The following is a 12,794-nucleotide window of genomic DNA, read 5'->3' as shown; positions in this document are numbered from 1 at the left end:
GAAGACGCTACCGGGAATACGACCAAAGTATTAACGCACGGGCTTGGCACGTGGCTATTTTGTGTACCATAGTGGACGTGGAAAGGCAGGGGAGAGCCTTTCGGGGAGGATCCAGTGGCCAAGGCCGCAAGCCAGATCGACATGCCGGTTGGCGTCATTGTGCGCAAAACACCCGGGGTCACGCGTTGGGCCCGTTGGAACTGGCGCGCGGTCGCCGTGTTGCCTGGTGCAGGGCCAGCCGATTGGCAGGAACTGCGCCGCGAAGGCGAGGCGGTCGAATACCACGCTGCCACCCTTCCTCTGACTCTTTGGGCGGACGAGACCGAAGCCTATCTGGTCAACCTGTCGGACGGGCAGCCCTCGATCTATCTTGTACTGCGGAATGAGCTGAAGGGCGACACGCCGCTGAATGCAGTTCTGATCACCGCTTCTCCGTTCCAGGGGCAGGATTACGCAGATACCGGCGAAGAAATTGTCGAGAAAATCCCGATGACCGAAGGGCTGATCGCCTGGGTGCGGGATTTCACCCTGAAACATCACCAGCACGAAGTGTTCGTCAAGCGCCGTCGCGACAAGAAGCGGACGGATCTGGTTGAAGACGGTAAAGGTGATGCGCGTATCAGGCAGGTATCGGACGTGTACCGCTCGCCGAGACGGGTGCTGCAATGACAGAGCGGCGTGATTTCTGGTCGCGCCGGAAGGCAGCCGTTCAGGCCGAAGCTGAAGCCGAGGCGATGGCCCTCGAAGAACGGGTGATCGCAGCACATCACACCGAACTTGAAGAAAAGAGTGACGCCGAGATTTTGGCCGAATTCAACCTTCCCAATCCGGATACCCTCGGACCCGGCGATGATGTTTCGGGCTTTATGTCCAAGGCAGTGCCTGATCGCCTGCGGCGCCGCGCCCTGCGTCGGCTGTGGCGGTTGAACCCTGTTCTAGCCAATGTCGACGGGCTGGTCGATTACGGCGAGGACTATACCGATGCGGCCTGCGTGATCGAAAACATCCAAACCGCCTATCAAGTTGGAAAAGGCATGCTGGCGCATGTCGAAGCGCTGGCCGCCGACGCGCAAGAAACGGAAGAAAACGAAATCGAAACTGATACGCTCTCTGAACCAGAGGTCGTGCCAGTTGACCCCGATCCCGTGCCACAGCCGGTTTCAGTGGTTCAGGTGGAAGAGCCGGAAGAAGTCGACCGTCCCCCGTCTCCACGTCGAATGACATTTGAATTTGAAGGATGACCGAATGACCGCAAGTGACGCGCACACTCTGGATGTTTCAGCCGAGGATCGCCTGCGCGCGGATTTCTATAACTTTCTGGGTCTGTTACTGGCAGGTCCTCCGGACCAGATGTTGCTGAACCAAATGGCTGGTCTGGTCGGAGATGACACGGATCTCGGCAAGGCCATTCAATCCATGGCGCGGGTTGCCAAGGTCACCAAGCCAGCCGCTGCCGAACGGGAATTCAATGCGTTATTCATCGGATTGGGCCGGGGTGAGTTGCTGCCTTACGCCAGTTTCTACCTGACGGGCTTCCTGAACGAGAAACCCTTGGCTCAGCTGCGCAATGACATGGCGGTTCGCGGGATCACACGTGCCCAAAACGTGTTCGAGCCCGAAGATAACATCGCCTCATTGATGGAGATGATGGCCGGAATGGTCGTCGGGCGTTTTGGCAGCCCGGCATCCCTGGATGACCAAAAGGCATTCTGGAGCAAGCATATCGGCCCCTGGGCCACGCATTTCTATTCGGATTTGGAAGCAGCCGAGAACTCGGTTCTTTATGCATCCGTCGGCACTGCCGGTCGGGTGTTCATGGAGATCGAGCGCGAAGCGTTCCGGATGACGGCGGGGTAACCCGCACATCGCCGGTGTCCTATGGGCGCCAAACCGCAATTGGGAAAGGAGGTTCCCATGAGCAAGACCAAGGAAGAAGGCGCCACCCGCCGTGACTTCCTCAAACTGGCCGGAACCGCAGCACCCGCTGCCGTTGCCGCCGCCAGCCTGACCGGGAAGGCCGAAGCCGCCGCGCTGCCGGCCGACGAAACCCGCATTCAGGATACTGCGCATACACGCGCCTACATCGAGAGCACCCGGTTCTAGGATCGGACGCTCTCACACCCGACAGACGGTTGCGATTGGCCCTGACGTCGGTTTCAGCAGTACCAAGCCAGCCGTGGCTTACACGGCGCGCAAGGGAGGAAAGACATGCTTAGGAAAAAGACCAACGGGGTTGCGAGACGCCCCCAGCGGACAAGTATCCTGTCCCAGGTCGGCGAGAAAACCGTCGATCGCCGCGCATTCCTGCGTGGCTCGGGCCTGACGATCGGCGGCCTTGCCGCGATCAGCGCCACAGGTGGAACCGTGACGCCAGCCAGTGCCCAGACGGCGGCCAAACAGGCCGTTGAAAACATCAAATCCGTATGCACCCACTGTTCGGTCGGCTGTACTGTCGTTGCCGAAGTGCAGAACGGTGTCTGGGTCGGGCAGGAACCCGGCTGGGATAGCCCGTTCAACCTGGGTGCACACTGTGCCAAGGGGGCCTCGGTTCGCGAGCACGCCCATGGTGAACGCCGACTGAAATATCCGATGAAAAAGGAAGGCGGCGAGTGGAAGCGCATTAGCTGGGAAGAGGCGATCAACGAGATCGGCGATGGCATGATGTCGATCCGCGAAGAATCCGGGCCCGACAGCGTGTATTGGCTGGGCTCTGCAAAGCACAATAACGAACAGGCCTATCTGTTCCGCAAATTCGCCGCCTACTGGGGCACGAACAACGTGGACCATCAGGCCCGTATCTGCCACTCGACCACGGTTGCGGGTGTTGCGAATACATGGGGCTACGGCGCCATGACCAATTCGTATAACGACATCCACAACTCGCGCGCCATCTTCATCATCGGCGGCAACCCGGCTGAGGCGCACCCTGTCTCTCTGCTGCACGTTCTGCGCGCGAAAGAGCAGAATAACGCACCGCTGATCGTCTGCGACCCGCGATTTACGCGCACCGCGGCCCATGCGGATGAATATGTCCGTTTCCGCCCGGGCACAGACGTTGCGCTGATCTGGGGCATCCTGTGGCACATCTTCGACAACGGATGGGAGGATAAAGAATTCATCCGCACCCGGGTCTGGGGCATGGACCAGATTCAGGATGAGGTGGCCAAATGGACGCCTGAAGAAACAGAACGCGTCACCGGCGTGCCTGGCTCGCAACTGAAACGCGTTGCCCGAACTATGGCGAACAACCGCCCCGGCACGGTCATCTGGTGCATGGGCGGCACACAGCACACCAACGGCAACAACAACACCCGCGCCTATTGCGTGCTTCAGCTTGCATTGGGCAATATGGGTACCTCGGGTGGTGGCACCAATATCTTCCGCGGCCACGACAACGTGCAGGGCGCGACAGACCTTGGTGTATTGTCCCATACCCTGCCCGGCTATTACGGCCTGTCCGCGGGCGCATGGGGCCACTGGAGCCGCGTCTGGGGTGAAGACCTGGATTGGCTGAAGGGCCAGTTCGCCACGATCAAGGGCAAAGACGGCAAGGACAAACCGCTGATGAATGAAAGCGGTATCCCGGTATCCCGCTGGATCGACGGTGTTCTGGAAGATCCTGCGAACATGGATCAGGACAACAATGTCCGTGCCATGGTTCTGTGGGGTCACGCGCCGAACTCGCAAACGCGGGGTCCGGAAATGAAAACGGCAATGGAAAAGCTGGACATGCTGGTCGTGATCGACCCGTATCCCACTGTCTCGGCCGTTCTGCATGACCGCACCGATGGCGTCTACCTTTTGCCCGCCTGTACGCAGTTCGAAACCCGTGGCTCGGTCACCGCGTCAAACCGCTCGCTACAGTGGCGTGACAAGGTCGTCGAACCGCTGTTCGAAAGCCTGCCGGACGAGGTCATCATGGCCAAGTTCGCCAACAAGTTCGGTTGGGCGGATCGCCTGTTCCGCAATATCGAGATGGAAGACCCCGAGACCCCGAATGTTGAAAGCATCACGCGTGAGTTCAACTCGGGCCTCTGGACCATCGGCTATACCGGGCAGTCGCCGGAACGTCTGAAAAGCCATATGGCCAATCAGCACACGTTCGACAGAACCACGCTGCAGGCCATTGGTGGACCAAACGACGGCGAATACTATGGTCTGCCGTGGCCCTGCTGGGGAACCGCTGAGATGGGTCATACGGGGACACCGAACCTCTATGACATGTCCAAACCGGTGGCCGAAGGTGGCCTGACCTTCCGCGCCCGGTTCGGTGTGGAACGCGATGGCGACAACCTGCTGGCCGAAGGGGTCTATAGCGTTGGATCAGAAATTCAGGACGGATACCCTGAATTCACGATGCAGATGCTGATGGATCTTGGCTGGGACGGTGACCTGACGGCTGAAGAACGCGCTGCAATCGATGCCGTTGCAGGCCCCGAGACCAATTGGAAAACCGACCTTTCAGGTGGTATCCAGCGGGTGGCGATCAAGCATGGCTGCGCGCCCTTCGGGAACGCCAAGGCCCGCGCGGTCGTCTGGACCTTCCCGGATCCGATCCCACTGCATCGCGAGCCGCTTTATACGAACCGGCGTGATCTGGTGGCGGACTATCCGACCTACGAGGATCGGCACTCCTATCGCCTGCCCACCCTCTATGCTTCGATCCAAAAGAACGATTTTTCAAAGGATTACCCGATAATCCTGACGTCTGGTCGTCTGGTCGAATATGAAGGCGGTGGTGACGAAAGCCGGTCTAACCCATGGCTTGCTGAACTTCAGCAGGATATGTTCGTCGAGATCAACCCGCGCGATGCCAACAACCTTGGCATTCGGGACGGACAACAGGTCTGGGTCGAAGGTCCGGAAGGCGGCAAGGTCAAGGTGATGGCGATGCTGACCAATCGGGTTGGTGCCGGTGTCGCCTTCATGCCTTTCCACTTTGGCGGCCATTTCCAGGGCGAGGATCTGCGGCACAAATACCCCGCCGGTGCTGACCCCTATGTTCTGGGCGAAAGTTCCAACACCGCCCAGACCTATGGCTATGATTCAGTGACCCAGATGCAGGAGACCAAGTGTACTCTCTGCAAGATCTCGGCAGCGTAAGGAGGACGATTAATGGCTAGAGCAAAGTTTCTCTGCGACGCTGAACGCTGCATCGAATGCAACGCCTGCGTAACCGCGTGCAAGAACGAGCATGAGGTACCTTGGGGTATCAACCGCCGCAGGGTGGTGACGATCAATGACGGCAACCCGGGCGAACGCTCGATCTCGGTGGCCTGTATGCATTGTTCGGACGCACCCTGCATGGCGGTGTGCCCGGTCGACTGCTTCTATCAGAACGAAGAAGGTGTTGTCCTGCACTCCAAGGACCTGTGCATCGGTTGCGGTTATTGCTTTTACGCGTGCCCGTTTGGCGCGCCGCAATACCCGCAGGCGGGCAATTTCGGTTCACGCGGCAAGATGGACAAATGCACGTTCTGCGCTGGTGGTCCCGAAGAAAACCACTCGACCGCAGAGTTCGCCAAATATGGTCGCAACCGGATCGCCGAGGGCAAACTGCCCATCTGCGCCGAAATGTGCTCCACCAAGGCCCTGCTTGCCGGTGACGGCGACGTGGTGTCGGCTGTTTACCGTGAACGCGTCGTGGCGCGCGGTTTCGGCTCGGGCGCCTGGGGCTGGGGTACTGCCTACGACCAGAAAGACGGCTAAGCCGCTGTCTGCACAAAGCAATGGACAACCCGCTCAGCGCGGGTTGTCCGATCTTGGAATTTGACCGAGGTTCAGATGCTCCGCTTTCTCATCGCTTTTCTGTTCACCCTTGGGCTTACCTTTTCGGGTGCCGCCCAAACGACCGATGACAGCACCGCCATACCTGAAAGGGCGGGAACCGGCGGAGCGACGACCCTCGAAGACATCCTCGCCCGGCAACGTGGTGAGAAGGTGGATAACGCTTATCGCTCCGACAATACCGGCCAGAGCAATGTCGAGGGTCTGATGGGGCAGCTTGGCACCCGTGGTGTTGCATCGAACAGCGATGTGTACCGTGCGTTGCGCTATGGTTCGGCCGATGTGACCGTGTCGTCAAACGGCCCCGCTGCTAGCGTGTTGATACAGGATGGTGGCATGTGGTGGCTGAATTTCCGCACCGGACCGCTGCGCGAATATGGCACTTACATCATCGCCGGGATGTTGGGCATCATTTTGCTGTTCTTCCTGATCCGTGGGAAAATCCACATCGATGGAGAGAAAACGGGCCGCACAGTCACCCGTTTCAACGGGATTGAACGTTTTGGCCATTGGCTGTTTGCAGGATCGTTCCTGATCCTCGGCATTACTGGTTTGCTCACGCTCTATGGCCGCGACTTCCTGATCCCGGTCTTCGGCAAGGAAGGTTTCGCCACCATCGCACAAGGCTGCAAGTGGCTGCATAACAATCTGGCCTGGGCCTTTATGCTGGGTCTGATCATCGTCACGGTGAACTGGATTGCTCATAACATCCCCAACCGCACTGACCTGAAATGGCTGGCCGCTGGCGGGGGCCTGTTCACCAAGGGCAACCACCCGCCCGCCCGGAAATTCAATGCGGGGCAGAAGATCATCTTCTGGGCCTGCATCCTGCTGGGCGTGTCAATCAGTCTGTCCGGCTTATCACTGCTGTTTCCGTTCGAGTTGCCCCTGTTCGCCAAGACCTTCTCGGTCGCAAACGCCACGGGCGTTCCTCAGGCGCTGGGTCTGACCTTGCCGGTGCAGATGTCACCGCAGGAAGAGATGCAATTCGCCCAAGTCTGGCATGTCATGATTGCCTATGTGTTCATCGCGATCATCGTTGCGCATATCTATCTCGGCTCGGTCGGTATGGAGGGCGCATTTGACGCCATGGGAACCGGCGAGGTCGAGGAACAATGGGCGCGCGAGCATCACTCGCTCTGGCTGGAAGAGGTGCAGGAAAAAGAGGCTGGCAAAGCAGCCGCCTCACCCGCTGAATAGATGCGTGGGCTGGTTCTGGCGCTGGCGCTGGTGCCCCTGCCTGCCGTGGCAGAGTTCTTTACACTGAAAGGGCATGGCGGCCCCATTATGGGCATTGCCACCGCGCCAGACGGTCGCATCGCAACAGCCAGTTTCGACAACTCTGTGGGTCTTTGGACCGGGCAAAAGCCAGATTGGTTCGAAGGGCACGAAGCGGCGGTGAACGCAGTCGCGTTCAACGGCTCCGCTTTCTATTCTGCTGGGGACGATTTCACCCTGCGCAAATGGCCCAGCGGTGAAGTCATTGGCCGACACAAGGGCAAGATTGTCGGCCTTGCCACGTCAGAAACCCTTATTGCCACGGCCAGCTGGGATGGAACAATCGGCCTGTGGCCTGTCGATGGCACAGAACCCGCGCGGCTTGGACCGACTGGCAGTGGCGTAAACGCGGTCGCATTCTCACCTGACGGCACGCAGCTTTATTCGGCGGGCGTCGACGGCGCTTTGCGGCTATGGGATGTATCCAGCAGGCAGGAAACAAGGCGTCTGGTCGAGCACGGGTTCGGCATCAATGAACTGGCCCTGAATGCACAGGATAACTGGATCGCCTATGGTGCGGTTGACGGTGTTACGCGTATCCTTGACCTTGCCACCGGGGAAGAGCGCGACTTCACACTGGACCGCCGCCCGATCCTTGCCCTTGCACTCAGCCCGGATCGGAGACTCTTGGCCGTAGGCGATGGCGAAGGGTATATTATGGTCATCGACACCGTCGATTGGCGCATTGCACAGGATTTTCGCGCCACGTTGCGCGGTCCGGTCTGGGCTTTGGCATTTTCCGCAGACGGTAAAAGCATCCATGCGGGCGGACTTGACGAGGCGATGTACAGCTGGCCTGTGGACGCGTTGTCCGGCCAACACCAGATGGCCTCGGCAGAACCGAGTTTCCTGAAAAATCCTGATGAGATGGACAACGGAGAACGCCAGTTTGCGCGCAAATGTTCGATCTGTCACAGCCTGTCCTCCGATAATGCACGACGTGCAGGCCCCACCCTGCACGGTGTATTTGGACGTCCGGCCGGCACAGTTCGCGGATATTTGTACTCGGATACATTGCAAGGCTCTGATATCATTTGGAATGACGAAACGATAAATGCCCTTTTCGACGAAGGGCCAGACCACTACATTCCGGGGTCGAAAATGCCGATGCAGCGGATTGCCAAAGCACAGGATCGCCAGGATCTTATCGCTTTTCTGCGTCGCGCAACAACTGACCGGAACTGAACCGGAGGAGCCCATGAAAGCCTTTCTCGCCGCCGTCGCCGCGATGGTCGTTATTGCAGGCGCAGCCCCGTTTGTGCTGGAACAAATCGGATTCAGTACCGCTGACACAACATCCGGCACCGCCGTGCGCCTCGACTGAATGCCGCAATATCTGACCACCCGTGAACTGGCCGATCTGCTGCGCATTGGCGAGCGGAAGGCCTATGACCTTGCCTCGTCAGGCGAAATACCGTGCGTGCGCGCCATGGGTAAGCTGTTGTTTCCGCGGGCCGAGATCATTGCCTGGCTCAACGCGTCGCGATCCGGTCCTCAGGTCGCCGAACCGCCCCTGCCCCCGATCATAGCGGGCAGCCACGATCCCTTGCTGGACTGGGCGTTACGTGAAAGTGGATCGGGGCTGGCCACCTATTACGACGGTTCTTTTGACGGGCTGATCAGGCTCAGCAAACGCAGCGCGCAGGCCGCTGTGCTGCACATCCACGAAAATGGCGGATTCAACAAAGAATCCCTGCTTGACACTTTGGGCGAAGCCCCGGTGATCCTGTTTGAAATCGCCCGACGTGAGCGTGGATTGCTTCTTGCCCCGGGCATATCCGACATCAATTCTTTTGACGACCTCAAGTCTCGCACCGTCATGCTACGTCAGGACAGTGCGGCAAGCCAGCGCCTGTTTGACTCCCAACTTGATGCCCACGGTCTGAGCCGGGATGATCTGGACATTCGACCAGGCTGCGCACGCACAGAAGAAGAGCTGGCCATCGCCCTGCATGACCGGAAGGCCGAGGCCGGTTTTGGGCTTGGCGCCCTAGCCGGGCTCTACAACTTGGGTTTTGTCCCCACTCATTCCGAGCGGCTGGACCTCGCGATCTGGCGCCGGGCCTTCTTCGATCCGCCAATACAGAAACTGCTGACCCTGTTGCGCTCGGGTCAATTCGCCCAGCGGGCAAGCGAATTTGGCGGCTATGACCTGTCTGGTATTGGCACGATCCACCACAATGGGGCCAGCGGGTGAGCTTCCACCCGCGCCTTCATCTTTTCAAAAATACTCGCCCCGCAGGGGCTGGCCGCAGGCCAGCTTATTGCGCATTGGGGAAAAACACCTGCTGACCGTCCAGTCGGAAAGAGGCGATCGCCTCCTGCCCGTCCGGCCCGGTCAACCAATCGATGAACCGCTGTCCAGAGGCAGCGCGCACATGGGGATGCTTTTCGGGATTTACGAGGATCACACCATATTGGTTGAACAGACGCGGATCACCTTCGACCAGTATCTCAAGATTGCCTCTGTTACCAAAGGATAGCCACGTCGCCCGATCTGTCAGAGTATACGCGTTCATGCCGCTGGCCACATTCAGCGTTGCCCCCATACCCGACCCGGTTTCTCGATACCAACTTCCGGATGCGCCGGTTGGATCCAGCCCCGCGGCAGACCAATGCCGCAGCTCGGCCTTATGCGTTCCACTGTCATCTCCGCGCGATGCAAACGGGGCTTCAGCGCTTGCGATCGCAGCAAGAGCGTTCAAAATTTCGGCACCACCGCGAACTCCGGCAGGATCTGCCTTGGGGCCCACCAATACAAAATCGTTATACATCAGGTCCCTCCGCTCCACGCCATATCCATCAGCGACGAATTTCTCTTCGGCGGATTTGGCGTGAACCAGCAGGACGTCACCGTCACCGTTCACTGCGTTGCGAATTGCCTGACCTGTTCCTACGGCCACGACGCGCACGTCAATGCCCGAATCGGCCTCGAACCACGGCAGAATATAGTCCAACAGCCCCGAGTTCTGGGTGGATGTCGTAGATTGAACGACAATGAACGGAGTCTCTGCCCTGGCCGCACTTGCCGACAGACCAAGGGCTATCACTGCTGCCCGAAATATTGCGCGGAACATCATACTCTCCGTTTTATCTTTTAAGTAACCAATCCACCCGCGAGGTAGCGGCGCGATGCTTCGCTTACCGGGGTATCCAAAACCTGTTTTGCGGGACCGTGTTCAACCACAAGACCGCCCTGCATCATGACCACATCCGAGGCCAAACGACGGGCCTGACCAATATCATGTGTCACCATCACGATCCGTACACCCCGCGCAGAGGCGCGCAGAACCATACGTTCGATCATCTGTGTCGCGCCGGGATCAAGGGCGCTGGTCGGTTCGTCCAGAAACAGTGTTTCGGGCTCCAGCGCCAAGGCACGCAATATGGCCAGCCTCTGGGCCTCGCCGCCCGACAGTGATCGGGCGGATTGCCGGGCCTTACCATCCAGCCCGCCTTCGGCCAGCAACTCGGTGATACGTGCCTTTCTTGCTGTTCGCCCAATGCCCTGTCGTTTGAGGACAAAGCCCAGGTTTGCAGCAACAGACCGTCGCAACAGAACCGGTCTCTGAAACACCATGGCTTGGCGCGCTTTCTGCGCGGCGCCCAGAGGGTTTCCATCCTGCACCACCCGCCCGCGATCCGGCGAGATCAGGCCATGCAAACACCGCAGCACCAGGCTTTTGCCCGCACCGTTGGGGCCAAGAAGCAACGTCGGCCCCAGACCATCCATAACCAATGAAGGAACATCCAGCAAAACCTTGCCGTTGCTGCGAATTTGCAAGTTTTCAACTGTCAGACAGTTCGACATGTCACAGGTCACGTCACGCATGGCGCAACCCCTCCTGTTCGGCCCGCAAACTGACCGCGCTGACCATCGCGTTTACGGCAATTGCAATTCCGATCAGGATCGCCCCCAGCGCCAGTGCCAGAGACAGATTTCCCTTCGACGTTTCAAGCGCAATGGTTGTCGTCATCACGCGGGTCACATGATTGATGTTTCCGCCAACGATGATAACCGCGCCCACCTCGGCGATGGCGCGTCCAAAACCTGCAAGCAAAGCCGTGACAAGTGCCAGTCGCGCATCCCACAACAAAACCGGCACCGAGGCCAGCCGTGACACACCCAAGGAGCGCAGCTGTTCGGAATATTCCTCAGCCAGCATCTCAACAACCTGACGCGTCAAAGCCGCGACAATGGGGGTGACCAAAACGACCTGCGCAATGATCATGGCAGTCGGAGTGTACAAAAGCTCAAGCACCCCAAGGGGACCGGAACGGGACAGGGTCAGATAGACCAGCAGGCCCACGACAACCGGTGGAAACCCCATCAGTGCATTCATCAGGACGATCAGCATCCTGCGGCCGGGGAACCGGGCGACGGCCAACGCAGCCCCCACGGGCATTCCGATCAGAGCAGAAACCAGCACTGCAAACACGGACACTTTCAGAGACAACAACACAATTGCCCACAGCTCAGAATCTCCCCCGAGAATCAAGGCGATCGCAGCGCTGAATTCTGATGAAAATTCCTGCATTTTCTTCCTTGTTATCTACGTTTCGTACAGAAATCGCTAGATTACAGGGAAATACTACTTCATTTCGGTGCCAAGCACAGACACAATTCCGACATCCCGAATACGAAACGCGGCCCCGATTGGGACCGCGTTTTTTATCAGTCAGATGAACCGTTGGCGTCAGTTCAGAGCAGCGTCCGTGATCTGATGCGTCCAGGCCCCTTCGGGTGTTTTGGTGATCACCGGATCAGAACCTCCGGCCAGCAGAGTACCAACGGTGCGATCAAAATCCGCCGGGTCCAGCGCGCCGTTCGAACCTGCGGTCAACTTGGCGATCTCACCCATCATGCGTTTCTGATGCTCTTCTGTCTGCGCACCCGTTGCATCGTTCTCCAGCACGATATCTGCCGCTTCATCGGGGTTCTCCTCGGCGTATTTCCAACCTTTCATCGAGGCGCGCACAAACCGCTGCATCTTGTCGGTGAATGCCGCATCGCTGAGATTTTCTTCCAGAACGTAAAGACCGTCTTCCAGCGTCGCGACACCCTGGTCTTCGTATTTGAAAGTCACCAGTTCATCCGGGCTGACACCGGCATCGATGACCTGCCAGTATTCATTGTAGGTCATGGTGCTGATGCAATCCGCCTGACGTTGCAGCAGCGGATCGACGTTGAAGCCCTGTTTCAGAACTTCCACACCGTTGTCGCCTTTCCCATCAGTGCTGATGCCCAACTGGCTCATCCAGCTCATGAACGGGAATTCATTGCCAAAGAACCAGACGCCCAGCGTGCGGTTCTTCAGGTCCTCGGGCGACGAAATACCGGCATCTTTCCAGCAGGTCAGCATCATGCCCGAGCTTTTGAACGGCTGGGCGATGTTCACCAACGGCAACCCTTTTTCACGTGCGGCCAGAGCGGCAGGCATCCATTCAACGGTCACATCAGCACCGCCGCCCGCAATCACCTGTGTCGGAGCAATGTCAGGCCCGCCGGGCAGAATGGTAACGTCCAGCCCTTCTTCCTCGTAAAAGCCCTTGTCCTTGGCAACGTAGTAGCCCGCGAATTGTGCTTGCGTGACCCATTTCAGTTGCAGTGTCACTTCATCCGCCGCCAGCGCCGTACTGGCTGCCAGACCAAAGGCGGCAACCGCCCCGCTGAATAGCTTGTTCATCTTCATTTCTCCTAGTTGCTTGTTGCGCCCCGATTTTCAGGG

Annotated in this window: 14 protein-coding genes; 10 read left to right on the top strand and 4 right to left on the bottom strand. The window is 58.6% G+C overall.

The genetic code is table 11. The features are described 5' to 3' along the window. The first annotated feature begins 114 nt into the window (after positions 1-114). The 10 genes from AC2FLU_RS06900 (at position 115) to AC2FLU_RS06855 (ending at position 9,262) form a co-directional block, all read left to right on the top strand. A complete protein-coding gene (locus tag AC2FLU_RS06900) occupies positions 115-669 on the top strand; it encodes a DUF3305 domain-containing protein (protein WP_480516718.1) in 555 nt (184 codons plus the stop codon). Beyond that, positions 666-1,241, top strand: a complete 576-nt coding sequence (locus AC2FLU_RS06895) for a DUF3306 domain-containing protein (protein ID WP_496808582.1) — start codon at positions 666-668, stop codon at positions 1,239-1,241. The genes AC2FLU_RS06900 and AC2FLU_RS06895 overlap by 4 nt, the downstream gene beginning before the upstream one ends. 4 nt (positions 1,242-1,245) lie before the next feature. Beyond that, a complete protein-coding gene (locus AC2FLU_RS06890) occupies positions 1,246-1,857 on the top strand; it encodes a TorD/DmsD family molecular chaperone (protein ID WP_496715208.1) in 612 nt (203 codons plus the stop codon). A 57-nt stretch (positions 1,858-1,914) separates the two neighbouring features. Next, positions 1,915-2,103 carry a ubiquinol-cytochrome c reductase iron-sulfur subunit N-terminal domain-containing protein gene (locus AC2FLU_RS06885; protein ID WP_480516714.1) on the top strand — a complete coding sequence of 63 codons (189 nt, stop codon included), beginning with the start codon at positions 1,915-1,917 and terminating at the stop codon, positions 2,101-2,103. A gap of 105 nt (positions 2,104-2,208) precedes the next feature. Continuing rightward, complete coding sequence (locus AC2FLU_RS06880; RefSeq protein ID WP_496715206.1) at positions 2,209-5,103, top strand: formate dehydrogenase subunit alpha; 2,895 nt, start codon at positions 2,209-2,211, stop codon at positions 5,101-5,103. A gap of 12 nt (positions 5,104-5,115) precedes the next feature. Beyond that, positions 5,116-5,709: a formate dehydrogenase FDH3 subunit beta gene (gene fdh3B, locus AC2FLU_RS06875; protein ID WP_209504177.1), complete on the top strand. Its 594-nt coding sequence runs from the start codon at positions 5,116-5,118 to the stop codon at positions 5,707-5,709. A gap of 75 nt (positions 5,710-5,784) precedes the next feature. Further along, complete coding sequence (locus tag AC2FLU_RS06870) at positions 5,785-6,987, top strand: formate dehydrogenase subunit gamma (protein WP_480516710.1); 1,203 nt, start codon at positions 5,785-5,787, stop codon at positions 6,985-6,987. Then, the gene (locus AC2FLU_RS06865; protein ID WP_480516708.1) at positions 6,988-8,250 is read left to right on the top strand and encodes a c-type cytochrome; all 1,263 of its coding nucleotides are present in this window, start codon (positions 6,988-6,990) and stop codon (positions 8,248-8,250) included. It abuts the gene before it with no gap. A 13-nt stretch (positions 8,251-8,263) separates the two neighbouring features. Further along, positions 8,264-8,389 (top strand): hypothetical protein, encoded by a 126-nt coding sequence (locus AC2FLU_RS06860; RefSeq protein ID WP_480476664.1) that lies wholly within the window; start codon positions 8,264-8,266, stop codon positions 8,387-8,389. Further along, on the top strand, positions 8,390-9,262 hold the full coding sequence (locus AC2FLU_RS06855; RefSeq protein WP_480604255.1) for a substrate-binding domain-containing protein: 873 nt from the start codon (positions 8,390-8,392) through the stop codon (positions 9,260-9,262). Positions 9,263-9,326: 64 nt separating this feature from the next. Here the strand turns inward: AC2FLU_RS06855 and AC2FLU_RS06850 are convergent, their stop codons facing one another. The 4 genes from AC2FLU_RS06850 to AC2FLU_RS06835 form a co-directional block, all read right to left on the bottom strand. Beyond that, a complete protein-coding gene (locus AC2FLU_RS06850; protein ID WP_496808583.1) occupies positions 9,327-10,142 on the bottom strand; it encodes an ABC transporter substrate-binding protein in 816 nt (271 codons plus the stop codon). Positions 10,143-10,162: 20 nt separating this feature from the next. Then, positions 10,163-10,897, bottom strand: a complete 735-nt coding sequence (locus AC2FLU_RS06845; RefSeq protein WP_496811919.1) for an ATP-binding cassette domain-containing protein — start codon at positions 10,895-10,897, stop codon at positions 10,163-10,165. Continuing rightward, on the bottom strand, positions 10,890-11,603 hold the full coding sequence (locus AC2FLU_RS06840; RefSeq protein WP_480476656.1) for an ABC transporter permease: 714 nt from the start codon (positions 11,601-11,603) through the stop codon (positions 10,890-10,892). Before AC2FLU_RS06840 ends, AC2FLU_RS06845 begins: the two co-directional genes overlap by 8 nt. Positions 11,604-11,762: 159 nt before the next feature. After that, complete coding sequence (locus AC2FLU_RS06835) at positions 11,763-12,752, bottom strand: ABC transporter substrate-binding protein (RefSeq protein WP_480476654.1); 990 nt, start codon at positions 12,750-12,752, stop codon at positions 11,763-11,765. Between the last annotated feature and the right edge of the window lie 42 nt (positions 12,753-12,794).

The sequence above is a fragment of the Ruegeria sp. SAZD013 genome, assembly GCF_059612525.1.
Note: the sequence above shows the minus strand (reverse complement) of the source record. Positions and strands in the feature narration are given on the sequence as shown.